25 protein-coding genes are annotated in these 24225 nt (G+C 62.1%); 20 read left to right on the top strand and 5 right to left on the bottom strand.

All coding sequences use genetic code 11. The annotated features are described in order from the left end of the window. The coding region (locus WCA85_RS02290) for a GNAT family N-acetyltransferase (RefSeq protein WP_424061501.1) at positions 1 to 1449 on the top strand (1449 nt) is incomplete at its 5' end. Between the two features lie 38 nt (positions 1450 to 1487). Here WCA85_RS02290 and WCA85_RS02295 read toward each other — a convergent pair. After that, a complete protein-coding gene (locus WCA85_RS02295; protein WP_424061502.1) occupies positions 1488 to 3044 on the bottom strand; it encodes a tetratricopeptide repeat protein in 1557 nt (518 codons plus the stop codon). A 446-nt stretch (positions 3045 to 3490) separates the two neighbouring features. Between WCA85_RS02295 and WCA85_RS02300 the strand changes: the two genes are divergently transcribed. From WCA85_RS02300 to WCA85_RS02310, 3 genes are all read left to right on the top strand, one after another. Then, the gene (locus tag WCA85_RS02300; RefSeq protein WP_424061503.1) at positions 3491 to 3805 is read left to right on the top strand and encodes a hypothetical protein; all 315 of its coding nucleotides are present in this window, start codon (positions 3491 to 3493) and stop codon (positions 3803 to 3805) included. A 179-nt stretch (positions 3806 to 3984) separates the two neighbouring features. Next, a complete protein-coding gene (locus WCA85_RS02305) occupies positions 3985 to 4224 on the top strand; it encodes a hypothetical protein (RefSeq protein ID WP_424061505.1) in 240 nt (79 codons plus the stop codon). A 408-nt stretch (positions 4225 to 4632) separates the two neighbouring features. After that, positions 4633 to 5004, top strand: coding sequence for a septal ring lytic transglycosylase RlpA family protein (locus tag WCA85_RS02310; RefSeq protein ID WP_424061506.1), 372 nt, complete (start codon positions 4633 to 4635; stop codon positions 5002 to 5004). 44 nt (positions 5005 to 5048) lie between these two features. Here the strand turns inward: WCA85_RS02310 and WCA85_RS02315 are convergent, their stop codons facing one another. Both WCA85_RS02315 and WCA85_RS02320 read right to left on the bottom strand, forming a co-directional pair. Continuing rightward, the gene (locus WCA85_RS02315) at positions 5049 to 5591 is read right to left on the bottom strand and encodes a hypothetical protein (RefSeq protein WP_424061508.1); all 543 of its coding nucleotides are present in this window, start codon (positions 5589 to 5591) and stop codon (positions 5049 to 5051) included. Between the two features lie 72 nt (positions 5592 to 5663). Further along, positions 5664 to 6452, bottom strand: a complete 789-nt coding sequence (locus tag WCA85_RS02320; RefSeq protein WP_424061532.1) for an IclR family transcriptional regulator — start codon at positions 6450 to 6452, stop codon at positions 5664 to 5666. 295 nt (positions 6453 to 6747) lie between these two features. Here WCA85_RS02320 and WCA85_RS02325 point away from each other — a divergent pair, with 295 nt between their 5' ends. From WCA85_RS02325 to WCA85_RS02365, 9 genes are all read left to right on the top strand, one after another. Continuing rightward, entirely contained in the window at positions 6748 to 7758 is a 1011-nt protein-coding gene (locus tag WCA85_RS02325) for a sugar ABC transporter substrate-binding protein (protein WP_424061534.1), read from the top strand. 8 nt (positions 7759 to 7766) lie between these two features. Then, positions 7767 to 9305 (top strand): sugar ABC transporter ATP-binding protein, encoded by a 1539-nt coding sequence (locus WCA85_RS02330; protein WP_424061509.1) that lies wholly within the window; start codon positions 7767 to 7769, stop codon positions 9303 to 9305. Further along, entirely contained in the window at positions 9295 to 10338 is a 1044-nt protein-coding gene (locus tag WCA85_RS02335; RefSeq protein ID WP_424061511.1) for an ABC transporter permease, read from the top strand. The genes WCA85_RS02330 and WCA85_RS02335 overlap by 11 nt, the downstream gene beginning before the upstream one ends. 26 nt (positions 10339 to 10364) lie before the next feature. Then, positions 10365 to 10688 carry a UxaA family hydrolase gene (locus tag WCA85_RS02340; protein WP_424061512.1) on the top strand — a complete coding sequence of 108 codons (324 nt, stop codon included), beginning with the start codon at positions 10365 to 10367 and terminating at the stop codon, positions 10686 to 10688. A 28-nt stretch (positions 10689 to 10716) separates the two neighbouring features. Beyond that, positions 10717 to 12036, top strand: a complete 1320-nt coding sequence (locus tag WCA85_RS02345) for a UxaA family hydrolase (RefSeq protein WP_424061513.1) — start codon at positions 10717 to 10719, stop codon at positions 12034 to 12036. A 42-nt stretch (positions 12037 to 12078) separates the two neighbouring features. Further along, positions 12079 to 13122 carry an aldo/keto reductase gene (locus WCA85_RS02350; protein WP_424061515.1) on the top strand — a complete coding sequence of 348 codons (1044 nt, stop codon included), beginning with the start codon at positions 12079 to 12081 and terminating at the stop codon, positions 13120 to 13122. 6 nt (positions 13123 to 13128) lie between these two features. Next, positions 13129 to 13959, top strand: coding sequence for an amidohydrolase family protein (locus tag WCA85_RS02355; RefSeq protein ID WP_424061516.1), 831 nt, complete (start codon positions 13129 to 13131; stop codon positions 13957 to 13959). 133 nt (positions 13960 to 14092) lie between these two features. Beyond that, entirely contained in the window at positions 14093 to 14836 is a 744-nt protein-coding gene (locus WCA85_RS02360; protein WP_424061518.1) for an SDR family oxidoreductase, read from the top strand. A gap of 75 nt (positions 14837 to 14911) precedes the next feature. After that, positions 14912 to 15760: an ureidoglycolate lyase gene (locus WCA85_RS02365; protein WP_424061519.1), complete on the top strand. Its 849-nt coding sequence runs from the start codon at positions 14912 to 14914 to the stop codon at positions 15758 to 15760. A 71-nt stretch (positions 15761 to 15831) separates the two neighbouring features. On the opposite strand, the gene WCA85_RS02370 is transcribed toward WCA85_RS02365, so the two are convergent. After that, a complete protein-coding gene (locus WCA85_RS02370; RefSeq protein ID WP_424061520.1) occupies positions 15832 to 16266 on the bottom strand; it encodes a PaaI family thioesterase in 435 nt (144 codons plus the stop codon). Between the two features lie 246 nt (positions 16267 to 16512). Here WCA85_RS02370 and WCA85_RS02375 point away from each other — a divergent pair, with 246 nt between their 5' ends. Beyond that, complete coding sequence (locus tag WCA85_RS02375) at positions 16513 to 18135, top strand: methyl-accepting chemotaxis protein (RefSeq protein WP_424061521.1); 1623 nt, start codon at positions 16513 to 16515, stop codon at positions 18133 to 18135. A 95-nt stretch (positions 18136 to 18230) separates the two neighbouring features. Here WCA85_RS02375 and WCA85_RS02380 read toward each other — a convergent pair whose 3' ends face one another. Then, the gene (locus WCA85_RS02380) at positions 18231 to 19328 is read right to left on the bottom strand and encodes an AGE family epimerase/isomerase (RefSeq protein ID WP_424061523.1); all 1098 of its coding nucleotides are present in this window, start codon (positions 19326 to 19328) and stop codon (positions 18231 to 18233) included. 177 nt (positions 19329 to 19505) lie between these two features. Between WCA85_RS02380 and WCA85_RS02385 the strand changes: the two genes are divergently transcribed. The 6 genes from WCA85_RS02385 (at position 19506) to WCA85_RS02410 (ending at position 24088) form a co-directional block, all read left to right on the top strand. After that, a complete protein-coding gene (locus WCA85_RS02385; RefSeq protein ID WP_424061524.1) occupies positions 19506 to 20192 on the top strand; it encodes an MgtC/SapB family protein in 687 nt (228 codons plus the stop codon). A gap of 117 nt (positions 20193 to 20309) precedes the next feature. Next, positions 20310 to 21677, top strand: coding sequence for a hypothetical protein (locus WCA85_RS02390; protein WP_424061536.1), 1368 nt, complete (start codon positions 20310 to 20312; stop codon positions 21675 to 21677). Positions 21678 to 21934: 257 nt separating this feature from the next. Next, the gene (locus tag WCA85_RS02395; protein ID WP_424061526.1) at positions 21935 to 22243 is read left to right on the top strand and encodes a hypothetical protein; all 309 of its coding nucleotides are present in this window, start codon (positions 21935 to 21937) and stop codon (positions 22241 to 22243) included. 201 nt (positions 22244 to 22444) lie between these two features. After that, a complete protein-coding gene (locus tag WCA85_RS02400; RefSeq protein WP_424061527.1) occupies positions 22445 to 22603 on the top strand; it encodes a hypothetical protein in 159 nt (52 codons plus the stop codon). 532 nt (positions 22604 to 23135) lie between these two features. Next, positions 23136 to 23435, top strand: a complete 300-nt coding sequence (locus WCA85_RS02405) for a hypothetical protein (protein WP_424061529.1) — start codon at positions 23136 to 23138, stop codon at positions 23433 to 23435. A gap of 218 nt (positions 23436 to 23653) precedes the next feature. Beyond that, on the top strand, positions 23654 to 24088 hold the full coding sequence (locus WCA85_RS02410) for a cupin domain-containing protein (RefSeq protein ID WP_424061530.1): 435 nt from the start codon (positions 23654 to 23656) through the stop codon (positions 24086 to 24088). Positions 24089 to 24225 lie beyond the last annotated feature (137 nt).

A 24225-nucleotide genomic window follows, 5' to 3' on the forward strand; every position in this document is an offset into this window, starting at 1 on the left:
GGCGACACCCTCGCTCAATGGCCGGACGAGGTCACGGAAGCGGTCGTCAAGGCGCTGCCGCGCTCGGTCCCAGGCAACCCCCTGCTGCTGGGCGACGACGCGCGAGCCGAGGATTTTGGCACCGCGCTCAACGTGCTCGCGCAGCATCGCACCACGGGCACGGCGTTCGTTGTCCACGCGTCAACACATAACGCGCCGGTGGGCGAAGTTGCGCAGGCGCTGATTGCGAACCAGCGGTTTGCCTATCGTGGTCTGCTGGCATGTTTCTTTGGCGGCGTGGATGCGCAGACGCGCGATGCGCTGCATACCCAGGGCATTCCGGTGCACACGACACCGCAGCGGCTCGCGCGCGCATTTGCGCGGCTGGTGGATTACCGGCTGGGGCGCGAGCTGTTGATGCAGACACCGGAGGGACTTCCGGCGCAAATCCCCGCGGAAATCGACGCCGCTCAAGCGCAAGCGCGCGCGGCCCTGGCCGCGAACGAGGCCACCCTGACGGAGGAAAAAGCGGCGCGCCTGCTGGCACGTTTCGGCTTGACCGTCGAGCCGCTGGACGCGACGCAGGGCAAGATCGTCGACATCGAGGTCGAACTGCGCGACGACGACAACTTTGGCCCGGTGTTTCGCTTCACGACGCCGTCCGTAGATGGCGTCTCGCCATCCTTGCAGGTCTTTGGACTGCCGCCGCTCAATCCCATCCTCGCACGCGACATGGTGACGAGTTCGCCTTATGCGAGACTCGCCGCGCCTGAACCGGTGCTGGCGGCTTTTACGGCGCTCTCGCAGGCCGTCTGCGACGTCCGTGAAATCGTTGGATTGACGCTTGTGCTGCGAGTATTCCGCGAGCGCGTTGCCATCGTCGTGCCGCGCATCCGGCTCGGCGCCACGCGCAGCCGACTCGCCATCATGCCGTACCCACGCCGCTACGAGGAAACGCTCGACTGGCACGGCTTGCGCATCACCGTGCGGCCTATCCGCCCCGAGGACGAAGCGGCGCACCATGACTTTGTCGAAGCCATGACGCCCGACGATCTGCGCTTGCGGTTCTTCGGCACGGTCGGCAGCTTCGACCACTCGCAACTCGCTCGCATGACGCAAATCGATTACGACCGGGAGATGGCGCTAATCGCGACAGTTCCATGCGACGAGGGCTTCACGCGGACGCTCGGCGTGGTGCGCGCGGTCGCGGACCCCGATAACGAAACCGCCGAGTTCGCGGTGGCGGTGCGTTCGGACCAGAAGGGGCGGCGTCTGGGCAAATTGCTGATGGAAAAAATCGTCGTCTACGCACGCTCGCGCGGCACGCACTGGCTGGTTGGAGAAGCGCTGCGGGAGAACGGGCCGATGATCGCGCTCGCGAAGGCGTGCGGTTTCACGGTGACACCGACCGAGGACCATGCAGTCGTGGGATTCAGAATGGCGCTGGATGAGGCGGAGGCGGAAAGTTAGTCCGCATGGAATGCGCCTTGACGCATTTGCCACGCTTCCTACGTCGCGAAACGCTGCTGTAACGCTGCGGCGACGTCCGTTATTACCGGGCTCCAGTCGCCACGTTGCCGTTGGTTGAAAAGACGCACGCTGGGATACCACGGGCTGTCATCGCGGTCGCGCAGCCAACGCCAGCAGCCGGCGAAACGGTTGAACAACCAGACGGGCTTACCCATAGCCGCGGCCAGATGCGCCACCGAGGTATCGACCGCGATCACCAGATCGAGATTCTCGATTAGCGCGGCGGTATCCGCGAAATCCGTGACTTCGTCCATCCAGTCCGTCAGCTGCGCCTGGGTTGCCGCATCGGCGCGCTTGGCCGCGTCATCGGTCTTTTGCAAACTGATCCAGTGGATCTGCGGCAGCGCGAGCAAGGGCGCGATTTGCGCGGGTGTCAGGCTGCGAACTTTATCTTCGGTCATGCCGGAATGGCCGCCAGCCCAGACTATGCCGACCCGTGGCAAATCGGAGTTGGGCAGAGCCGCGAGTCTGGCGCGCCACGCCGCTGCCTGTGCGGAACCGGCATACAAATAAGGCATCGCGGCCGGGATGTTGTCGAGTCGGGTGCCCACTGCCAAGGGAAGCGACATGATCGGACAGTACGAGTGCCATTCATCCGCGGGCAGCAGTCCGTCATCGAGCAAAACGAGTTCCGGCCAGCGCGAACAAAGCGAGTCTTCGAAGAGGCGGCGCAAAGAGGGCGCGCATACGTAGCCCACCTTCGAAAAGTGCTTGAGCGCAAGAGGCAGGTAGCGGACGAACTGCAGGCTGTCGCCATGGCCTTGTTCGGGAATGACAAGCAGACCTGTGGCGCGGGCACTTGTGCGTTCCTCGCGATACATCGACTCGGGACGCTCGCCCTTCCATTGCGGCAGTGGAATTTGCGGGCGTGAATCTGGAGCGGGACTTCCATCCTCGTCCACAAAATTGGCCCAGCGGTCCTCGTACCACGCCCAGGCTTCTTCATAACGCCCTGCGGCCAGCAGCACGGCACCAAGATGGCCGCGAGCGGCGAGATACCCGGGAGCAAGCGCAACGGCATGACGCAGGTGGCGCTCCGCCTCGTCCAGTGAACCAAGATTCTTCGCTGCCACACCCATGTTGGCGTGCGCCCGTGCGTTATCCGGGTCGAGTTGTAGCAGCTTGCGATAGCTGGCGACTGCTTCATCGGGCAATCCCCGCGCCAGGAGCGTTCCCGCCTCGTAATAGCGCAGCACGGTTGAGTTGGGGTGGAGGGCTAGACCTTGCTGCGCGGTTTGCGTGGCGGTGGCGAACGACTTCAACTTGATGTGGATGACGCACAGCGTGGCGAAGAAGTCCGGATGGGGCAGCACCTCGATTGCGCGATCAACCGAGCTTTGCGCGGCTTCCAGCTGGTTTGAATCGAGCGCCAATACTCCACGCAAGTAAAGCGCGCCCGGGCGCATCGGCTCTACCGAAAGGATTCGATCTACCCACGCTTGCGCGACATCAAGGTGACCTGCCGTACGCGCTTTTTGTGCCTCCCCATACCAGGACGCAATGGTTTCAGGCGCAGTGTTAGAAGGCGTGGACATGATCGGCGCTCGGTTTGCATCGCGCTACCAGTGCGGCTGCTGAGTTGTCCAACCAAACCTGGCGACACGTCACGACCGATACAAGAGGCAGGCGCTTTGCGGGGTAAGAGGAACACACCAGGACTGCTGTGTGCAAGAGGCCGTCGATTGTCCGCGCTGCGTGGCGGGCAGCTATAGGATTGTTCCGAAACTTGTCTGGTGAGGCTCAGTCTGCACTTCTGACCAATTCTCTTGCGTGTTTCCCCACCGCTGGATTCGCCGTTTTCAGACTTGTCTGGGTGTTTGGTCGCATGAGCTTGGATATCCTTTTCGCTTCGGTTCCATCAGCGATGCCAATCGCGGCCATGCGCCGCGTATTCAGGCTATTCACACGGCACGCGGTTTTCTATCCTGCAAGCACGTAGATATCGCTGACGAGTCTCACACAACGTTCAGAGCGATATCTCATGGATAACCTTGCCATCTCCGACCAGTTCATCAAGTCACTGTTGTTCGCGTTTTTCATGAGCGCAGTCGTGATTGCTCTGCTGCAATTGACCAACCTGATCGAACCCGCGCACCTGGTGGGCCGCGAAGGCCTGGCATGGCTCGTCGCGATGGTCGTCTGCGGCATCGAACCGGTGTTGCGTCACTACGGCGTATTGAAGGGCGGTATTGAAAACCGTATCACCGAGCTGACGAAAGCCCGTGTGCTGGGTCGCGTCATCGGTGCGCCGGTCGGGTGCCTGTTCGCATGGGCCATCACGATTGTTGGATCGTAATTGGCGCGGCACCACGAATGCACCATGATTTAGCCTGACTTTGCAGCGCAATTGGAAATAATCGTCAAGGATTGCATATTAAATTGCGATAACGTCAACGGCTTGTTCCCGCGTTCGTTAAACAGGCGACCGTTTCTCGGTCGCCCAATCAACCCGGTTATTTTCAGGAACTATTGTCGATGAACAAGCAGATTATTGTTGCCGCCCTCGCAGGGCTGTTTTCACTGGCCGCATTTGCACAGGCATCCGCACCCGTCTCGACGCCCGCTGAAGCACAAGCACCGGCTACTGCCGAAGCGGCATCGGCGGTAAGCCACAAGCACGCCCACAAGCACAAGCACCACAAACACCATCACGCTTCGGCCGCAGCAGAAGCGTCGGCACCGGCTATGGACGCCACCCCGATCACCAAGCCGTAAGTTGCGGAACGGGTCGCGTCTGAACGGACGAGAGCGGCAACGCGTCGCGTAAGTTCGAAGTCCTTAGGGATGGCAAGCCGGTCGATCCGCTTGCCTATCTGTCGCAACCCCGCAATAGCAGGCTTGCTCTCGCCGCGAACCTTTCCCGGTTCGCCGGTCCCGGAGTATTCCGAGCGACCCCGGCAACGCCGGTGTCGCCTCAGCAGGTCACATCTTTTGAAGAAATACTATTCCTACCGAAACCTAGGCATCGTTTTGTCGTTTGCGTTACTTGCAGGCTGCGCGGAAAGTCCTGCGACTACCGCAAAAGCGCCGGATCTCGCGGTGCATGCCGGACAGCCGCAAGCCACTGAAACTGACCGTGCGCAACCTGGACCCGACGGCGCTGCCGTCGCGTCCGAACCATTGATGGATTCGCTCACACAAGCAGACACGTCTGCGTCGCCGGACCACAGTGCGCAAGCGGCGCACTTCCGGCAATCCGGCGTGGCATCCTGGTACGGCAAGGTTTTTCAGGGGCGTCGGACCGCCAGCGGCGAGCGCTACGACGCGCACGCGCTGACGGCGGCGCACCGCACGCTGCCGTTGGGGTCATACGCTCGCGTGACAGCGGTGGGAAGCACGCGCTCGGTGGTGGTGCGGATCAACGACCGCGGACCTTATGCGCGCGGTCGCGTAATCGATCTTTCCTACGCCGCTGCCGCGGCGCTCGGGTTGTCGCGTGCCGGCACCATGTTCGTCAAGATCGAGCGCGTCGGAAAGGACGAAGCCGGCACGTAGCCCTAGGCGGCTGACGCTCCGGCAACGTTGCGGTACGACCGTACTTAGGCCGCGAGCTTTGCTGCTGCCTCGTCCACCAGGGTGCGCGTGACGGACAGTTCTTCAAGCCAGGCATCCGCATACACCGCGCCCGTCTCACGCTCCAGACGCGCGATCGTTGCCGCACAGCGGCCGGCGTCCTTCGGCGTCGCAATGAAATCCTTGACCGACTGACCTGCTGTGAACGCCTCGAAGAGCGGCACGCGAATGTCGTCCGGCAGCGCGCGCGTCCACTGGTAGGGCTTGCCGTTGTAGGTGAACGACGGCGGCAGCACACGCTCCTTCTTTGCCGCCGGGATCAGGCCGTAGGTACGGGCAGCCTCGCCGATCTGTTCCTGCGAAAACAGCTCATCAGGGCTGATGTCGAACTGCTGGATATACGTTTCGATGGCTTGCATCGCCGCGGCGCGATCGTCGCGCTTTTGCTGCGCACGGGCCACGATGTCGCGCAGTTCATCGGCTTCCGCGCTGGTGATCGTGAAGCTCGCCTGCTTCTGCTGGAGATCGGAAAAACGCTGGAATTCGGAATCGGTCAGAAGTTTCGCCATGAGGTATCGATAACGCGCGCGGGACGAACCCGCGCGGCGACATATTTGAGAGGGTCGCCATTCTAAACCATGTCAGCTCACGCTTTCGCGGAACATGGAAAGGGCCTCGACGGTTTCCTTTAGCAATGCGGTCGCCGCATCGAGCGTCGGTGCGACGTACTCGTCGATGCGCCGCAGGTAAGGGCAGGTCATGGCTGCGATCGCCTGACCGGACGGCCCGAGAATCGGGAACGTCAAATCCGTGACACCAAATATCTGCTGACTGTCTTTCTGCGAAAACCCGGCAGTGCGAATACGCTCGCAGGTATTCTCGAGCGCCTCGCGATCGATCGTGACTTCGCCTTTCACCTTGGTGTGTTCAGCAAGCATGTGGTCACGCTGATCGGCGCTCTGGAAGGCGAGCATCACGCGCCCGGAACCGGTGTCGATCAAACCCACCCGCGAACCGAGTCGCACCGACATGCCCCATGTCCCCGGGCCGTCCACCTGCGCGATCACCAGCAGATTGCCGCGATCGTAGACCACCAGGTGGCACGACTGCTCGGAGTCGTCCGCGAAACGTTGCATCAACGGCAGCGCTTCGGAGATCAGGCGGTTCATCGGCGGATGGCGATGTGCCAGCGCGTACAGCTTGAGACTCAACGAATAACGATCCCCCCCCGTCGATCGCACCACATATTGGCGCGCCACCAGCCGTTCGAGCATCCGGTACATCTCACTCGCATTGCGTCCGAGAAGCTTGGTGATCTCGGCGCGCGTCAGCCCTTCTTTCTGCTCGGCGAGCAGTTCGAGGATATCGAGCCCTTTGTCCAGCGCGGGCGCGCGGTATCGGTCTGCTTCGTCTCGTTCTTCGGTATCCATCATGAGTGGGCTCCCCTTCGCAGGCCACATTGTTATCACGGCGCTTGAGTGTAGTGCGCGCTGGCGACACGTGGCCAGGGAAACTACGTACGGCCGATGCACTATACATTGCTTGACTTCGAAAAGTCCGTATATGAATAATACGTTCATTGGTGAATTGTCGTGCACCAATACGGATAAGAAAGCGCAGGACGATGTGCCGGGCCCACCAGGACTGGCTCAGGAAGTTCAACAACGCAGATCAGGAGACAACAACATGACGTTCCCCAAGGGGCCGCGCGCGGCCCGTCGCTTTATGCAGCGCGCTTTATCAGTTGGCGTGGCTGCCGCTTGCGTGGCCGGCCTCGTCACCAGCGGTGCGGCCCGTGCCGCGGAAAGCGGCAAGATCGGTCTCGATCTGCCGTTGCTGACTTCGCCGTTCTGGCAGTCGTACAACAACTACCTCCCGGTGTACGCAAAGCAGGCAGGGCTCGACATCCTCGCGCCCGTCAATTCGAACGGCGATCCTGCGCAGCAGATCACCGACATGAACAACATCCTGAACCTCGGCGCGAAAGGCATTGTGGTGGGTCCGCTGGACTCGGCCGCGATCAGTCGCGCGCTCGACGCGGCCGCCGCGAAGAACGTGCCGGTCGTGGCCGTGGACGTGGCGCCAACTCAAGGCAAAGTGGCGATGGTGGTGCGTGCCGACAATCACGCGTATGGCGAGATGGCCTGCAAGTACATCGGCGAGCACGTGAAGTCGGGCAAGGTGGTGCAGATCATGGGCGATCTGGCGTCCGTCAACGGGCGTGATCGTTCGGAAGCGTTCCGTGCCTGTCTGAAGCACTATCCGGCGCTGTCGTTGCTCGAAATTCCCGCCGCATGGAAGGGTGATGTGGCCGCGACCGCGCTCGACAGCCTGTTGACCGCCAACCCCGACGTGAAGGCGATCTACATGCAGGCAGGCGGTGTCTATCTGTCGCCGACGCTGCAGACGCTGCGCCGCAAGCAGATGCTGTTCCCCGTGGGCGACGCGAAGCATGTGGTGATCGTCAGCAACGACGGCATTCCGCAGGAATTCGACGCCATCCGCAAGGGCGAGATCGACGCCACCGTGTCGCAGCCGGCTGATCTGTATGCGAAGTACGGCCTGTTCTACATCAAGGCAGCGCTCGCTGGACAGACCTTCAAGCCGGGCCCGACCGATCATGGCAGCACGATCATTCAACTGTCGCCCGGCTTGCTCGAAGACCAGTTGCCCGCGCCGCTCGTGACGAAGGCGAATGTTGACGACAAGAACCTGTGGGGCAACACGGTCAAATGAGCGAGCCCATGCACACGCCTGATGGTGCGGCGACTGCGGCGAATACCCCTGCAGTGGTTGAGGCGCTTGATGTCACCAAACGCTACGGCTCCACAGCCGCACTGAAAGACGTGAGCATCCGCGTGATGCCTGGCGAGTCGCATGCACTCGTCGGGCGCAACGGGGCCGGTAAATCGACACTGGTGTCGATTCTCACCGGCCTGCGCAAGCCGGACACTGGCGAGGTGCGCTTCGGCGGTATCGCGGCGCCCGCAATCGCGGACCGGGACGCGTGGCGCGAGCGCGTTGCCTGCGTCTATCAACACTCGACGATCATCCGCGATCTCTCAGTCGCGGAGAATCTGTTCATCAATCGTCAGCCTGCGCGCCGCGGCGTGATCGACTGGCAAGCCATGCGCCGCAATGCGCGGGCCTTGCTCGATCACTGGAAGATCGACGTGCGCGAAGATGCGCGTGCCGGCGACCTGAGCGTCGAGGCTCGCCAACTGGTGGAGATTGCACGGGCGCTGTCGTACGGCGCGCGCTTCATCATCCTGGATGAGCCGACCGCGCAACTCGACGGCGACGAAATCAAGCGGCTGTTCCAACGCATCAGCGAATTGCAGCGCGAAGGCGTGACGTTCCTGTTTATCTCGCACCACTTGCAGGAGGTGTATGAGATTTGCCAGGCGGTGACGGTGCTGCGCGATGCGCGGCATATCGTCAGCGCGCCGGTCTCCGCGTTACCGCGTGAGCAATTGATTGAAGCCATGACTGGCGAGCGCGGAGGCCTAGCCGTCGCTGACGCGGCAGCACGCGGCGCGTTGCCGGCGGGTACGAAAGTGGCGCTGGAAGTGGCGAGCCTCGGCGGTGCCGATTACGACGATGTGTCGTTCACCGTGAAACGCGGCGAAGTTATCGGGCTGACGGGCGCGACAAGCAGCGGCCGCACCAGCGTGGCGGAAGCGATTGCCGGTCTGCGTGCGCCAAAGCGTGGCGAAATCCGCGTAGAGGGCAAGGCGCTGCCGTACGGCGACGTGCCGGCGGCGCTCGCCAGCGGCATCGGCTGCGTGCCGAAAGACCGGCATCACGAAGGACTCGTGCTGACGCAATCGGTGGCGGAGAACGCTTCGATGACGATTGCGCGTCTGCTGGGCAAGTTCGGTCTCACGCCACCCGCGAAGAAAAACGCGTTCGGCCAGAAGATGATCGACGCGCTCGGCATCGTCGCGCAGGGTCCGGAGCATGTGGTGTCGGGCCTGTCCGGCGGGAATCAGCAAAAAGTCGTGATGGCGCGTGCACTCGCGACCGATCCGGACATCCTCGTGCTGATCGACCCGACCGCTGGCGTCGACGTGAAATCGAAAGAAGCGCTGCTGTCCGTAGTGGACCGCGTGCGCGAAGAAGGTAAGGCGGTGCTGGTGGTCTCGGGTGAACTCGACGACCTGCGCACTTGTGACCGGGTATTGGTCATGTTCCGTGGCCGCGTCGCGGCCGAATTTCCCGCGGGTTGGCAGGACCACGACCTGATCGCATCCGTTGAAGGAGTCAGTCTCCATGAAGAATAACGTGCCAAGCCCGGCGTTCGGCGCGGCCCAAGCGCAGGTGGCCGCGCCCGCTGCGCGCAGTAACCGGCCACGCATCGAACTCGCGCGATTTCGCGATCTCGCCCTGTTGCCGGCGCTGGCGCTGTTGCTCGTGATCGGCGCTTTCGTGAGCCCGAGCTTTCTCACGAAGGCCAATCTGATCAGCGTGCTCGGTGCGTCCGCCGCGCTCGCGCTAGTGGTACTCGCCGAATCGCTGATCGTGTTGACCGGCAAGTTCGATTTGTCGCTGGAATCGACGGTCGGCATCGCGCCGGCGGTCGGTGCGATGCTCGTGATGCCGGCGGCGTCGGCGGGCTTCGGCTGGCAATGGCCGGCTGCGGCTGGTTTGCTGGCCATCATCGCGGTGGGCGCGGTGATCGGGTTCATCAACGGCTTTCTGGTGGTGCGTCTGCGGCTGAACGCGTTCATCGTCACGCTGGCCATGCTGATCGTGCTACGCGGCATGCTGGTGGGGGCGACCAAGGGCGGCACGCTGTTCGATATGCCGCCGTCGTTCTTCACGCTCGCCACGACGATCACGCTGGGGCTTCCGCTGTCAGTGTGGCTCGCGGCTGCGGCGTTCGCGGTTGCGGCTTTCATGTTGCGCTATCACCGGTTAGGCCGCGCGCTTTACGCGATCGGCGGCAATCCTGAAGCGGCGCGCGCAGCGGGGATTCGCGTTGAGCGGATCACTTGGGGCGTGTTCGTGCTCGGGAGTATCCTTGCTTCGGTGGGCGGTCTGATCGTGACAGGCTATGTCGGCGCGATCAACGCAAATCAGGGCAACGGCATGATTTTCACGGTGTTCGCCGCAGCAGTGATTGGCGGGATTTCGCTGGACGGCGGCAAGGGCACGATGCTCGGCGCGCTCTCAGGCGTGTTACTGCTGGGCGTCGTGCAGAACCTGCTGACGCTGGCTCAGGTGCCGTCGTTCTGGATTCAGGCGATTTATGGCGCGATCATCCTCGGCTCGCTGATGGTGGCGCGGCTCGCGAGCGGCGAAGGCCAGAACTGACACCGCAGGTATCACGGAGATCTATCTTGAGTAGTCCATCGCATACCGATGCGCGTCTGATCCTGCTAAGTCCACAGGATAACTGTCTGATTGCGGGGGCGCGGCTGGAGGCCGGCACGCAGGTCGAAATCGAAGGCGAGCGCGTGACGCTGGTCAAGACAATCGACCTGGGCCACAAGGTCGCACGCGCCGTAATCAGGAAGGACGAGAAAGTGTTGCGCTACGGCGCAGTGATCGGGCATGTGACCGAAGACGTGGCGCGCGGCGAGCACCTGCACACGCACAACCTCGAAAGCGACTATATCCCCACGTACACGCACGATGCCGGCCACGAATTCGTGCATCATTGACGCGGCCTGACGCCGCGCGAGAACGATCATGACTGAGACTTCCAAAGCAATCACCGCTGCTGGCGTTGCGCAACCCACGCTGCAAGGCTATCTGCGCAGCGATGGCCGCAAGGGCATCCGAAACGTGGTGGCGGTCGCGTACCTCGTTGAGTGTGCGCATCACGTCGCGCGTGAAATCGTCACGCAGTTTCGTGAACCGTTCGATGCCTTCGACGACCCGAGCGCGGAACGTGAACCCGCGGTGCATCTGATCGGCTTTCCTGGGTGCTATCCGAACAGTTACGCGGAGAAGATGCTGGAAAAGCTCACCACGCACCCGAATGTGGGCGCGGTGCTGTTCGTGTCGCTCGGTTGCGAGAGCATGAACAAGCATTACCTGGTTGACGTGGTGCGCGCAAGTGGCCGCCCGGTTGAAGTCCTGACGATTCAGGAGAAGGGCGGAACCCGCAGCACGATCCAGTACGGTATGGACTGGGTGCGTGGCGCGCGCCAGCAACTCGCCGCGCAACAGCGCGTCCCGATGGGGCTGAACGAGCTCGTGATTGGTACGATCTGCGGTGGCTCGGACGGCACCAGTGGCATCACTGCGAATCCGGCCGTTGGCCGCGCGTTCGATCATTTCATCGAAGCGGGCGCCACGTGCATCTTCGAGGAAACGGGTGAGTTGGTCGGGTGCGAATTCCATATGAAAACGCGGGCGGCGCGGCCTGAATTGGGCGAAGAGATCGTGGCTTGCGTCGCGAAGGCTGCGCGCTATTACTCGATCCTCGGTCATGGCAGTTTTGCGGTCGGCAACGCGGACGGCGGTCTCACGACGCAGGAAGAGAAATCGCTCGGTGCGTATGCGAAAAGCGGCGCTTCGCCGATTGTCGGAATCATCAAACCCGGCGATGTCCCGCCGACGGGCGGCCTGTACCTGCTCGACGTGGTGCCCGACGGCGAACCGCGCTTCGGCTTTCCGAACATCAGCGATAACGCCGAAATCGGCGAATTGATCGCGTGCGGTGCGCACGTGATTCTGTTCACGACGGGACGCGGCTCGGTGGTGGGCTCGGCGATCTCGCCGGTCATCAAGGTCTGCGCGAATCCGGCGACGTATCGCAACCTTTCCGGCGACATGGATGTCGACGCGGGCCGGATTCTCGAAGGGCGCGGCACGCTGGGAGAAGTGGGCCAGGAAGTGTTCGAGCACACTGTCGCCGTCGCGCAAGGGGCTGCGTCGAAGTCGGAGATGCTCGGGCATCAGGAGTTTATCCTTACGTACAAGACGTTTGAACCGGTCGGCCCCGCGTGTTTGCCGTCGGGCGCGGTGTCGATGCAGCGGGTGGTGGAGATCGCGTCGCATTGATTGATGGGACGGGAGTAAGCACTAAAACGAGGAGACATGAACATGACAGCGGCAGTGGGTTCACAGGTTGCACAGCGCCGCCCGATTGGCCGGCGCGCGCTACAGGTCACCGGGCTTAGCCTCGGAACGGCACCGCTCGGCGGCCTTTACCGCGATCTGTCGGACGAAGAGGCCTTTGCGACCATAACGGCTGCCTGGAACGCGGGCGTGCGCTTCTTCGACACCGCGCCGCACTACGGTCATACGAAAGCGGAACACCGCCTGGGTGACGTGTTGCGCCGTTATCCGCGCGATCAGTACGTGCTGTCCACCAAGGTAGGCCGGCGTTTTGTACCGCGCACCACGCCGTATGACGGTAGCGAAGGCTGGCAAAACCCGCTGCCGTTTCAGGCCATCTACGACTACACGCACGACGGCATTCTGCGAGCGTTCGAGGATAGCCAGCAGCGGCTAGGCATCGCGGAGATCGATATTCTGTTGATCCACGATCTCGAACCGGCCACGCACGGCGAGAAGTATTCGACCTACTGGAAGCAACTGACGGACGGCGGCGGCTTTCGGGCGCTCGATGAATTGCGCTCGGCGGGCGCGGTCAAAGCCGTGGGCCTTGGCGTCAACCAGGGTAAGCCGATTCTCGACGCACTGGCCGACTTTGATATTGACTGCGCCTTGCTCGCCGGCCGCTACACGCTGCTCGAACAGGCCACGCTCAACGATCTGCTGCCAGCTTGCGAAGCCCGCGGGGTGAGCATCCTGCTAGGCGGCGCATTCAACTCGGGCATTCTCGCGCGCGGCGTGCAAGGCGACCTGAAGTTCAACTACGGTGCAGCGCCGCCCGAAGTCATCGAACGTGTCGCGCGGCTCGAAGCGGTGTGCCGCGCACACGATGTTCCGCTGGCCGCCGCAGCATTGCAGTTTCCGCTGGCGCACCCTGCCGTTGCCACGGTATTGACAGGCGCTCGAAGCGTAGAAGAACTCCGCGAGAATGTCGCATCTTTCGAGCGCCCAATTCCTACGGCGTTGTGGACAGCGCTGCGTGATGAAGGGCTGCTGGATCCACGCGCGCCGGTGCCTGCCAAGGACTAACGCGCCATGCAGATCGATGCCCACCAACACTATTGGGACCCGGCTCGCGACGATTACGGCTGGCTTACCCCTGAACTGACCACGCTCTACCGTACCTTCGGACCCGCAGATCTCGCGCCGCTGCGAGCGCGCGCCGGTGTGCAGCGAACGGTGGTTGTCCAGGCTGCACCCACGGTCGAGGAAACCCGCTATTTACTGGACCTCGCGCGCGGCGAAGCGTCGATTGCGGGCGTGGTCGGCTGGGTGCCGATGCTGCAGCACGACGCGCCGGCATTGATCACCGAACTCGCCCGCGATGTGAAATTCAAGGGCGTGCGGCCCATGCTGCAAGACCTGCCCGACGACCACTGGATCGCAAACCCCGCTCTGGCGCCTGCCGTCGCCGCGCTGATCGAGCATGACCTTGCCTTCGATGCCTTGATCTTCACGCGTCATGTAAGTGCCCTCGAGACTTTTGCCACGCGTTTTCCGGACCTGCGCATCGTGATCGACCACGGCGCAAAACCACCGATTCGCGACGGCAGCGCGGGCCTGCAAGAGTGGGCAGACGGCATCACGAGGCTAGCCCGTCTGCCGCATGTGCATTGCAAGCTATCTGGACTGGCCACTGAAGCGGCGCCCGGTTGGACCGAGGCCACCTTGCGGCCCTATGTCGATCACCTGCTGCAATCCTTTGGCCCAGCGCGCCTGATGTGGGGAAGTGATTGGCCCGTGCTCAACCTGAACGGCGACTACCTGTTGTGGCATTCTGTGACGAACACTTTGCTTGCCGCGCTATCGGACCAGGAGCGCGAGGCGATTTTCGGCGCGAACGCCACCGCGTTCTATCGTTTGTGAAGACGAGACGCACCCAGCCCATGAAGCTGATGTAACACCGCAAATGCAAGTGCTTGCGCCTTTGAAAGGTTGCTATTGAGCGCACATTGCAATACCCGATATGACTCAAACGCCAATTCAACTGGAGCCGTAAATGATACAAAGACTGGCCGGGAAGACGGCCCTGATCACCGCCGCTGGACAGGGAATTGGACTGGCAACCGCCGAGCTATTCGCGCGCGAAGGCGCACGCGTGATCGCTACCGACATCCGTATCGACGGTCTCGCGGGCAAGCCGGTCGAAGCGCGCAAGCTCGATGTGCGCGACGTCGCGGCGATCAATGCGCTCGCCGCCGAACTGGGTGCGATCGATGTGCTGTTCAACTGCGCGGGCTATGTCCACGCGGGCAACATTCTCGAAGCGACCGAAGAAGACTGGGACTTTGCGTTTGATCTGAACGCGAAAGCGATGTACCGGACCATTCGCGCCTTCCTGCCGGCCATGCTGGAGAACGGCGGCGGTTCGATCATCAACATGTCGTCGGCGGCGTCGAGCGTGAAGGGCGTGCCAAACCGTTTTGTTTACGGCGCGTCGAAGGCCGCCGTGCTGGGCCTGACGAAGTCTGTCGCTGCAGATTTCATCACGCGTGGTGTACGCTGTAACGCAATCTGCCCGGGCACAGTGTCTTCGCCGTCGCTCGAACAGCGGATTGCGGCGCAGGCTCAGACGCAAGGAACGAGTGTTGATGCCGTGCAGGCCGCCTTCGTCGCCCGTCAGCCGATGGGCCGCGTCGGCAAGCCTGAAGAGATCGCCGCGCTGGCGCTGTATCTGGCCTCGGATGAGTCGGCGTTTACCACCGGTCATGCGCATGTGATCGACGGCGGCTGGTCGAACTAGTAAGGTTAATGCTGCGCCGGTATGGAACGCGCCACATTTTTCACTGAACACTCTGGACGATAGGGAAGTGCAACGATGAAACTGCTTCGTTTTGGACCGAAAGGTCAGGAAAAGCCCGGCGTGCTCGACGCGCAAGGCAAGATTCGCGATCTGTCAAAGGTGGTGACGGACATCGACGGCGAAACGCTGACCGATGCGGGCCTCGCCAAACTGCGCGCAATCGATCCGGCCTCGCTGCCGGTCGTGGAAGGCAATCCGCGCCTCGGACCGTGTGTGGGCAAGATCGGCAAGTTCATCTGTATCGGCCTGAACTACGCGGATCACGCGGCAGAATCCAACCTGCCCGTGCCGACCGAGCCGGTGGTGTTCAACAAGTGGAATAGCGCGATCAGCGGCCCGAACGACGACGTCGAAATTCCGCGCGGCTCGAAGAAGACCGACTGGGAAGTCGAACTCGGCGTGGTGATTGGCAAGGCCGCCAAGTACATCGACGAAGCCAACGCGCTGGAATACGTCGCAGGCTATTGCGTGATCAACGACGTGTCCGAACGTGAATGGCAGATCGAACGCGGCGGCACGTGGGACAAGGGCAAAGGTTTCGACACGTTTGGCCCGATCGGTCCGTGGGTCGTCACGCGTGATGAAGTCGCCGATCCGCAAAACCTGAACCTGTGGCTCGAAGTGGACGGCCATCGCTATCAGAACGGCAGCACCAAGACGATGGTGTTCGGCGTGGCGAAGCTGGTGTCGTATCTGTCGACCTGCATGAGCCTGCAACCGGGCGATGTGATTTCGACGGGCACGCCGCCGGGCGTCGGCATGGGCGTCAAGCCGAATCCGGTATATCTGAAGGCGGGGCAGAACATTCGCCTTGGCATCGAAGGCCTGGGCGAGCAACAGCAAAAGACATACGCAGCGGAATAACCCGCTGATCGCGGCGCGCAGCCCATCTTGCCAATCGTGCAGATGGCGCTGCGCCCGCTCCCTCCTTCGCCTCAGGTCGAGGCAACTCCCTCTCCATCGTCACCGATCCGGTTGACTGTCCCTTGTGCGACAGCGATGAGCCGTTCGCGGTTGCCATCCATCACGAAGATATTGCATTGGCAGGTGGCCTGCTGGCGCCCCGCATAGACGACCTGCGCGCGTGCGAGCAGCGTGCCGTTCATGGCTGGCCGCAGATAGTTGATCTTGTACTCGCCCGTGACGACCCGCGGCCCCAGCGCGAGTGCCCCGGCAAACGTGAGCGCATTGTCGGCCAGGTAGCTGATGACGCCTCCATGAACAAACCCATGCTGTTGGCGCAGTTCGTCATGAATCGGCAAACATAGCGTCAGTTCATTCGTGCTGGTGTGCATGAGCTCGGCGCCGAGCAACATGCTGAAAGGCTGGGCATGGAGCGCGCCGCGTGCACGGTCCAGTAGATCTGTCATTGTCAATTCCTTCGGGGCGATGCCCGTGGTGGCGTCCCTACCCACTCTAGGAAGCGCCAACGCTGCGAGTCAAGGTGAATCGCAAAAATGGCTAGAGCATTATTGCTAGAAGCGATGTGAATTGGATGCGGGCTACGCGAAAGGGCGCGTCGAATGACGTTTCCTGCTCCATAGCTCAAGAAAACGTTTGCACTGCCGTAAACCCTGACGTTGGTCCCGTCATTCATTGCATTTCAGGTGTTCAAGATGTTTAGCAAGATCAAGGTCGCATCCGGCCTGCTGTGTGTTCTGGCCGCTTTCTGCGTACTGCAACTGGTGACCGAGGGGCTGGGGTTCTGGTCGCTGACGCGTACCCATGACGACGTGGGCGACCTGTCGAATGTCGCGTTGAAACAGGTCGACGCCGTGAACCGAACCACCCAGGCGTTGATGGACGCCCGCATCAACCTCTCGCGCGCCGGTACACGGATGGTCAAGGGCGGCGCCGAGCCGGCTGATATCGTCCAGCACGCTCGCGAACAACTGGCGGCGGCGGACGAATCGTTCGCCACGTTTACCAACGCGACCAAGACCGGCGACGAAAATACTGCCCGCGCGGCGGCGCTTGCCGAGCGTTATCAGAAGCTACACTCGGCGTTGGTTGAACTGGCCCAAGACCTCGATTCTGGGAACATTCAAGCTTTCCTCGATCAGCCGACCCAGTCCTTCCAGGACGCTTACCTCGGTGAATTGCACAACTTCGTGCGCTTTGGCGACGCGGCAAGCCGTGCGTCGCTCGATTCGATCGACAACCGCCTCGCGCTGTTTCGCGGCGTGGGCCTCGTCATCCTGTTGTTGCTGGTGGTTGGCACGGCGACGGTGTACCTGGCGCTCAAGCGCGGCGTCGTCGCGCCGCTCGAAGAAGCGGGACGGCACTTCGATCGGATCGCTCAAGGCAAGCTCGATCAACCGATCGCCTCACGCGGCACCAACGAAATTGGCCATCTGTTCTCGGGGCTGGCCAGAATGCAGGCGAGCGTCGCGCGCACCGTGAAGACCGTGCGCGAATCGGCCGACTCGATTTACCTGGGCGCGGATGAGATTGCCACGGGTAACGCCGACTTGTCGGCACGTACGGAGAGCCAGGCCGCGTCGCTGGAGGAAACCGCCTCGAGCATGGAAGAACTGACCGCGACCGTGCGACAGAACGCCGAGCATGCGCGTGAGGCCAATGCGCTAGCTCAAACCGCGCTGGACGCGACCTCGCAAGGCAGTGCGGTCGTGAATCAGGTGGTGGAGAAGATGCAAGGCATTGCGCAGAGCTCCGACAAGATCGCCGAGATCATTTCGGTGATAGACGGGATCGCTTTCCAGACCAACATCCTCGCGCTGAACGCTGCGGTCGAAGCAGCGCGCGCGGGTGAGCAGGGACGGGGGTTTGCGGTCGTGGCAGGAGAGGTTCGCGGACTCGCGCAGCGCAGCGCGCAGTCGGCCAAGGAGATCAAGACGCTGATCAGCGAGTCAGTAGCGGAGATCAAGGGCGGCTCGACGCTCGTCGAGCATGCAGGGGGCGCCATGCGCAATGTCTCGGAGTCGATCTCGCGCGTGACCCAGATGATGGCGGAGATCAGTGCGTCATCACTCGAACAGAGCGCCGGCATCGAGCAGATCAATCAGGCGGTGGTGCAGATGGACGAAATGACGCAGCAAAACGCCGCATTGGTCGAAGAGGCCGCGGCGGCTGCGGCGTCACTGCATCAACAGACACAGCAGTTGAAGGAAGCGGTGTCGGTGTTCGACATCTCCGATGCGGTGTTGAGAACCCAGCAGTTGGGCTTACCGCACGCGCATGAACGGGAGTTTTCGTTTGGCGCGGAACCAGCGGCATAACAGTTGGTTGAGTGAACAGAGCCGCGTGCGTCAGCGATTGATGCGTGCGGCGCGCGGCCCCTCGGGGCCGCTTCTGTTTCAACCCGGCAAAGGCATTAAGCGGGCAATGCCGCGTATGCCGTAGCGAGGTGGTAAGGCGTGGTGGAGGGCATGTCAGCACGCGAAACCTCGCCCGCAGCTGACTTGCATTCGTACCAGCCATGCTGATGCAGAAAGCGCGCTTGAAAGCGTTCGATCTGCTGAGGCAAGACGGTGCGCGCTGCGTCGTCGTCACGTGTGGCAAGCGCGCGCAGATACTCGCTTTGCGCCCAGATGCGTTGCGTGGCGTCCTTGATCGCGCCGTTTTCGTCGAGCGACGCGCACACGCCGCCCGTTGCCTGGTCCACGCCGTGTAGCTGGGCGAAGTCGAATGCGCGGGTCAGCGCTGCGTCCAGTTGCGTCCCGTCCAGTAACTTCCCCGCCTGTTTGACCAGCCAGAACCATTCAAACTGATGGCCTGGTTCGAGGCGGTTATCAGCCATGCCCAACGGTAACTCAGCGATACAGCCGGTCGGTTCATGCACGAATGTGCGGTCAATCGCTTCAGCCAGCTTTTGCAGCGCAGTGTCGAAGGCGCTGTCCCGGGTTGCCTCGCGGGCGGCGAGCCACGCCTCGGTGAGATGCATCAGCGGGTTTTGAATCGGCGTGCCCGTTACCGTCGCGAACCCGGCGTCCAACGCGGCATTGAGCAATCCGTCTCTGGCCGCGAAGCGCGTTTCGATCAGCGCCGAAGTGCTCTTCACGATATCGAGTGCGTCGCGATTGCCTGAGCGTGCGCCGTATTCCGCACACGCAAAAACCAGAAACGCGTGGGTATAGAGATCTTTCGTGGTATCGAGCGGCGCGCCTTGCGCATCGACGCTATAGAACCATCCGCCCGATTGCTTGTCCTGAAAGTAGTGCACCAGCGCGTCAAACAGCACATTGGCATGCGCCGCTTCGCCCGCCTGGGAGAACACGAACAGCTGGCGTGCGCAAGCCATTGCCCGGTAGCGTTCCACCGGCATCGGAGCGTGGCTCGTGGGGTTGACCGCTTCATAAGGCAGGTTCAACGCGGAATTGAAACCCGGGCCGCGCCAGACTGGCAGGATGACGCGTGCGAAATGATCGCGTAGGCCGGCGGCAAGTGCGATCGTGGAGGCGGGTGTATTCATGCTGTGAATCTGCTTCGGTAAGGTCGTGTAAATGGCCGCGTGCCGGACTGCCCCACGCGTAAGCGGTCACGCGGGCAAGGGCGGCGAGCGACCAATCATAAAGCAAACCATTGCGGATGGCACCACCGTGCCCACCGCGTTACGTTTCCAGAAACCTTCGGAAAAGGAGCAAAAACCATGTTGGGGAATGTCGAACTTGTTTCGCGGTTGATTCTGGCGGCGGCGCTCGGCAGCGTCATTGGCGTCGAGCGTGAACGACTCTCATGGGCTGCGGGGCTGCGCACACACATGCTCGTGTGCGTCGGCTCGACGCTCATCATGATCGTGTCGGCGTTCGGCTTTGCTGACGTCCTCGGCTCGCAGAACGTCGTGCTCGATCCTTCGCGGATGGCAGCGCAGGTGGTGTCCGGTATCGGCTTTCTGGGCGCTGGTTCGATCCTGTTGCGCGGCGAGATCGTACGCGGGCTGACGACGGCGGCGAGCCTCTGGTCAGTGGCGGCCATCGGGCTGGCGGTGGGCGGCGGCATGTACACGGCGTCGATTGCGGCGACCATCATCATCCTGATCATCCTTGCGGGTATCAAACCGATCGAACGACGCTTCATCACGGTCAAGCAGCGGCGCCAGATGACGCTGCTGGTCGAACGCGGCGCGCTTACCTTTGATTCGCTACACGAAGCGCTTGGCGCGGCAAGTCCGCGGGTCAAGCAGTTCGTGATGCAGCAGAGCGACGATGCCCCCGAATGCGATGTGGTGATGATCACGCTGCATCGCGTGTCGTCGACTGAATATGCGGCGATCAGCAGCCGTTTGCGTCAATTGCCTTGCGTAAAGGAGTTCCGCGAAGACGATTCGACGACTTGATCCGGCAATTGGCTTCTGCGGGCGTGCGCCGCCGTGCGACAATGCGGTCTCGAAAAATTGATGGCATTGTCTAGCGGTATTCGGCGCCCGGTGGCCGGCGACGACCGCACTTTCTCTATGGCAGATTCCGCAGCATCCACGCAGTCCCGCCCGCCCCGCGCCAGTTCGACGAAGCCGCGCGCGAACACCGTCTCCACCGAGACTGAAAACAAGCTGGCGCGTGCGGCCCGCTCGGCACAGCGTCTCGCACAACTGAGCGATGCATCGCGCGACGACAGCACGCTAGATCTTTTCCCCGACGATCCTACCCGTGCGACGCTGGAGGCGATGAACATCGACATCCGGCAGGGCACGCTGCATGGTTTTGAATTGCCAGATGTGGTGTTGGCGGCGGTTGGCGCAGGAGCGAGCGGGGATGGGTTGGCGACGACCACATCTGAAGCCAGGGCTGCACGCCGTGGACCGCGCGAGCGCAGCGAAGCGCCTGCGGTGGCACCGCTTGCTGGTTTTGAACGGCTCGAGCCGACGGCTTTCCCTGCGATGGTGGGGGACGGTGCGCTGTTTGTGGGTGAGCCTGTAACGCATGGGTCAACCGAGACGGCGGAGCTGGCCACGAGCCGCGAGTCGGAGATGCCGCAGTCTGCTGCCGAGCCGGCACCCATGACCCCAGCGATGGCCGCGGCCACGGTTGCGCGCAGTGTGGCCGCGTTGCGTCAGGCTTCGGAGCCCGGTGCAGATGCAAAAGGCAAAGCGGGCGGCGTGCCGCCGCAGCGCTTTGCGACGACGTTCGCCAAGGCGGCAACGACCTCCCGTGACCAAAGCACGAATGTGGCTGCGCCTGGCGGCGATTCCGCGGAGCACGGTGCGTTCATGGCTTCGGGCGCGGTCGATGCATCGACGGCTTCCACGGCTTCTCCCATATCTTCCTCAGCGACAGGGACAACATCTGCAGCTTCGAGAACGGTGCACTCCAGCGCTCCAGTTGCCGCACCGCTGCACGAGGCAGCGCGCATCGCACCGGAGCTTGACCGGGCACGCGCGACGGCGTTTGCCGATACAGTTGACGCGCTTTATGGCGTGATCTCGGATCAGCGCCACGCGGCGACCGATCACTCGCGCCGGATGAAATGGATGCTGTCGATTGTCGTCGCCGCGCTGCTGGTGACCGTGGCAATCGGCGTGACTCAGACCATCCTGTTGATGCGCCTCACCCGTGAGACCACGGCGCAACAGCACCGCATCGAAGAGTTGATGCAAAACCAGCAGGCCGCGATGACCAGCTTGCTCGACGCGCACCTGGCAGCGGCTAACGCGGTCCCCGCCGCGCCATCGGCACCGAGCCCGACGCCGACGGCTTTCGTGGCACCTCGCCAGACGCCTGCCGCTACCGCGACCGCAGCAACGGCACCGGCCAGCAAGCGCGTTGCGAAGGCGCACACGCATCCTCACAAGCCGAAAGTCGCGGCGACGACGACCACCCACTAAGTCGTCCAAAGGCCACGCCGCCCGCGCGTGGCCCGCCAGCTTTTCCTGTCGTCGCCCTCCTGTCGTTCGCGGATTGACGCGCCGCGCCCATGACAGGTCGCAGCGCGCGCCATCCTTGGCTCTAGACGCGTGATAGATAACGTAAGCCGAAGCGCGTGAGCGGCGCCGCCTGAGCGGAATAACCGCCTATAAACTTTCGTTGCTATCGCACAAGCCGTGGACCGGACCACCGGCCAGCTTTTCCGACGAGGACGACGATGCCAACCAGCGAGCACAGGTTTTCTATCAAGGAGTTGATTGAGGCGCTGTTGCGCGATCAAGGTATCCACGAAGGCTACTGGGCTCTAAGCATGGAGTTTGGGGCAGTCGGAACGTCGGTGAATGCGCCGGAGGGTTACGGCGGGACGCTCCCAGGCATGATCGTGTCCGTCAACAGCGCGACGTTGATGCGCGCGGGAAGCGCGACGCAAGGGGCGGTTGATGCCGCACTCGCCAATCCGCGTAAGCAGGTGGAGGAAGCCAAACCGGTAGCTGCCAGGAAGCCGCACGCAACCACGCTGCAGTAGGCTCAGCCGCCTTCAGCAGGCCGAAGATCCGGTTTTTTGTGCGATCCGGTCGTTGTTATGACGCAACGCAACATGTCGAGATGTAGTGCGACAACAGGCCACACCTAGAAAAATGTTGCATTGCACTAGCTTTTGCCTAGGGAAAACCCTATAATTCTTCTTAAGGGAAAACCCTAGCGTCCAACTCAACCGGGAGTCGTCATGAGCGTTATCTTTGCATTGTTCCAAAAGGTCAGCGACCTCTTCGCTTCGCCCCATCTGCCGCTGGATTCGGATTATTCGTACGCAGCGCGCTACCGCGAAGCTGAGCGTCAGCGTCAGGCGCAAGGAACGTTGTTCGGCGTCAAGCTGAGCGACTAATACAGTATGTCGTCTAGCGCAGGCGGGATTGATCGCCACGCGCGCCCGAACGTAAGCGCGCTCTACTAAAGCCACGGATAACCGTGGCTTTAGTTCGTTTACGGCCCCTGATTCGGTCATGATCGCTCGGAGACGGCAGAGCCGCGGTCCCTAAATTCCACAGCCCGGCGCGGGCAAAAGGCGGATAGCCGCCTTGGCGGAAAGCAATGCGCTGCTTCCTGCGCTTCGTTTTAAGCGCGCTCTGGTCGCCGGAAACACGTTTCGGAATATTTCCCGAGCGAAATGGATGTAACAGGGACTCACACGTGCTCACGTCGGTATGCGGGTCGGATAGCCCGCTGAGCGCTGTAAACCTTACGCTTTCCTTGTCGGAGCACCCGGTCATCGGGCCCCGAATTTGAAACTTCCTCTTACAAGCGCTCACGTCTTTAAGCGTTTCGCCTGGTTAAAGTCAGTCTCAAGCGTACAGCGGCAGAGAACATCTGGATCAGCCGGTACTGCTCGATACCAACTTTAGAAGGGAGGTCTCATTATGAAATCCTCAAACAAGACTTTGCATGCAGTGCTCGCAGCCCTCGTGGCCGGTGGCGCACTTCTCACAGCAGGCAGCGCATTTGCTCAGGCTGACCGCATCGTTATCTCGGCCCCTGGTCCTGTCACAACTTACGACCAGCCGCACATGATGCCAGTGGGCGTTCAGATCGACATCGGCTGGCACGGCGACCGCTATTGGGACGGCCACCGTTACTGGGCTCATGACGACTGGATGCATCATCACCCGCACGACTACGACCCGCATCACCACGACGACCACCATCCGCAGCACTATTGATGCGGCATTGACGACGCCGACCGGGACGCCGGAGCGCGCGTCGTAAGGTCCAGCGAGGCCGGTCTCTCTTCAGGGGAGACCGGCCTCGTTGCATTTGGGGTTGCACAATTCGCTCTAGACGCCACATCCGTACCCGCTCCCAGACTGGAACGCTTGATGCTTTAAAACGCGCTCACCGTGCCGTTTTCCTCATCCGTTCATCCCTTTGGAGCGCGATCATGTCTACCGAACTCGCCACGCATTTCTCGCATGTCCGTCCGCAAGACACGTCATACGAGGATCAGGGATTGCGCGATTTCTTTCTTTACCGCGATCTTGGCATCGCCGGAGCAACGGATGGCAAGGTCCTCGCGCAACTCGTCAAGGCGAACCATGCACCAGAGCAAGGCACCGGGTGGCACCGACATGAGGCTGACTTCCACATTGTGATCATGCTGAAGGGATGGGCGCGCTTCATGTACGGAGACAAGGAGACGCTGGTCGCGGCTGGTGATTGCGTGCATCAGGCCCCAGGCATCGTTCACTACCTGTTCGATTACTCGGAAGATATGGAGTACATCGAAATTGTTTCGCCAGCCAACTTCACATCCATTGACGTGGAAGGCCCGTGCGAGGTGCCCGACTTCACACCGTGGAAGAGCGTGACTACCTGAGGCCGAAACGCGACGCAGCCAGAGCGCGCGCTTGCGCGCCACCCGTGCTGCAGCCGGCGTGCCGTAGCCGGTGTGACGCCGCAAGCGCTTACGCTTTAGCGCGCAGCACTGCGGCGTGACGGCGCACGCACCTTGGC

The organism is Paraburkholderia sp., from assembly GCF_049581445.1.
Lineage (GTDB): Bacteria > Pseudomonadota > Gammaproteobacteria > Burkholderiales > Burkholderiaceae > Paraburkholderia.

Coding starts and splice junctions, on each gene's coding strand:
- WCA85_RS02330 (WP_424061509.1), top strand. CDS start 7,767: ATGCACACGCCTGATGGTGCGGCGACTGCGGCGAATACCCCTGCAGTG.
- WCA85_RS02400 (WP_424061527.1), top strand. CDS start 22,445: ATGAGCGTTATCTTTGCATTGTTCCAAAAGGTCAGCGACCTCTTCGCT.
- WCA85_RS02380 (WP_424061523.1), bottom strand. CDS start 19,328: ATGAATACACCCGCCTCCACGATCGCACTTGCCGCCGGCCTACGCGAT.
- WCA85_RS02320 (WP_424061532.1), bottom strand. CDS start 6,452: ATGGATACCGAAGAACGAGACGAAGCAGACCGATACCGCGCGCCCGCG.
- WCA85_RS02350 (WP_424061515.1), top strand. CDS start 12,079: ATGACAGCGGCAGTGGGTTCACAGGTTGCACAGCGCCGCCCGATTGGC.
- WCA85_RS02410 (WP_424061530.1), top strand. CDS start 23,654: ATGTCTACCGAACTCGCCACGCATTTCTCGCATGTCCGTCCGCAAGAC.
- WCA85_RS02385 (WP_424061524.1), top strand. CDS start 19,506: ATGTTGGGGAATGTCGAACTTGTTTCGCGGTTGATTCTGGCGGCGGCG.
- WCA85_RS02405 (WP_424061529.1), top strand. CDS start 23,136: ATGAAATCCTCAAACAAGACTTTGCATGCAGTGCTCGCAGCCCTCGTG.
- WCA85_RS02370 (WP_424061520.1), bottom strand. CDS start 16,266: ATGACAGATCTACTGGACCGTGCACGCGGCGCGCTCCATGCCCAGCCT.
- WCA85_RS02360 (WP_424061518.1), top strand. CDS start 14,093: ATGATACAAAGACTGGCCGGGAAGACGGCCCTGATCACCGCCGCTGGA.
- WCA85_RS02335 (WP_424061511.1), top strand. CDS start 9,295: ATGAAGAATAACGTGCCAAGCCCGGCGTTCGGCGCGGCCCAAGCGCAG.
- WCA85_RS02390 (WP_424061536.1), top strand. CDS start 20,310: ATGGCAGATTCCGCAGCATCCACGCAGTCCCGCCCGCCCCGCGCCAGT.
- WCA85_RS02345 (WP_424061513.1), top strand. CDS start 10,717: ATGACTGAGACTTCCAAAGCAATCACCGCTGCTGGCGTTGCGCAACCC.
- WCA85_RS02375 (WP_424061521.1), top strand. CDS start 16,513: ATGTTTAGCAAGATCAAGGTCGCATCCGGCCTGCTGTGTGTTCTGGCC.
- WCA85_RS02355 (WP_424061516.1), top strand. CDS start 13,129: ATGCAGATCGATGCCCACCAACACTATTGGGACCCGGCTCGCGACGAT.
- WCA85_RS02295 (WP_424061502.1), bottom strand. CDS start 3,044: ATGTCCACGCCTTCTAACACTGCGCCTGAAACCATTGCGTCCTGGTAT.
- WCA85_RS02395 (WP_424061526.1), top strand. CDS start 21,935: ATGCCAACCAGCGAGCACAGGTTTTCTATCAAGGAGTTGATTGAGGCG.
- WCA85_RS02305 (WP_424061505.1), top strand. CDS start 3,985: ATGAACAAGCAGATTATTGTTGCCGCCCTCGCAGGGCTGTTTTCACTG.
- WCA85_RS02300 (WP_424061503.1), top strand. CDS start 3,491: ATGGATAACCTTGCCATCTCCGACCAGTTCATCAAGTCACTGTTGTTC.
- WCA85_RS02325 (WP_424061534.1), top strand. CDS start 6,748: ATGCAGCGCGCTTTATCAGTTGGCGTGGCTGCCGCTTGCGTGGCCGGC.
- WCA85_RS02315 (WP_424061508.1), bottom strand. CDS start 5,591: ATGGCGAAACTTCTGACCGATTCCGAATTCCAGCGTTTTTCCGATCTC.
- WCA85_RS02310 (WP_424061506.1), top strand. CDS start 4,633: ATGGATTCGCTCACACAAGCAGACACGTCTGCGTCGCCGGACCACAGT.
- WCA85_RS02365 (WP_424061519.1), top strand. CDS start 14,912: ATGAAACTGCTTCGTTTTGGACCGAAAGGTCAGGAAAAGCCCGGCGTG.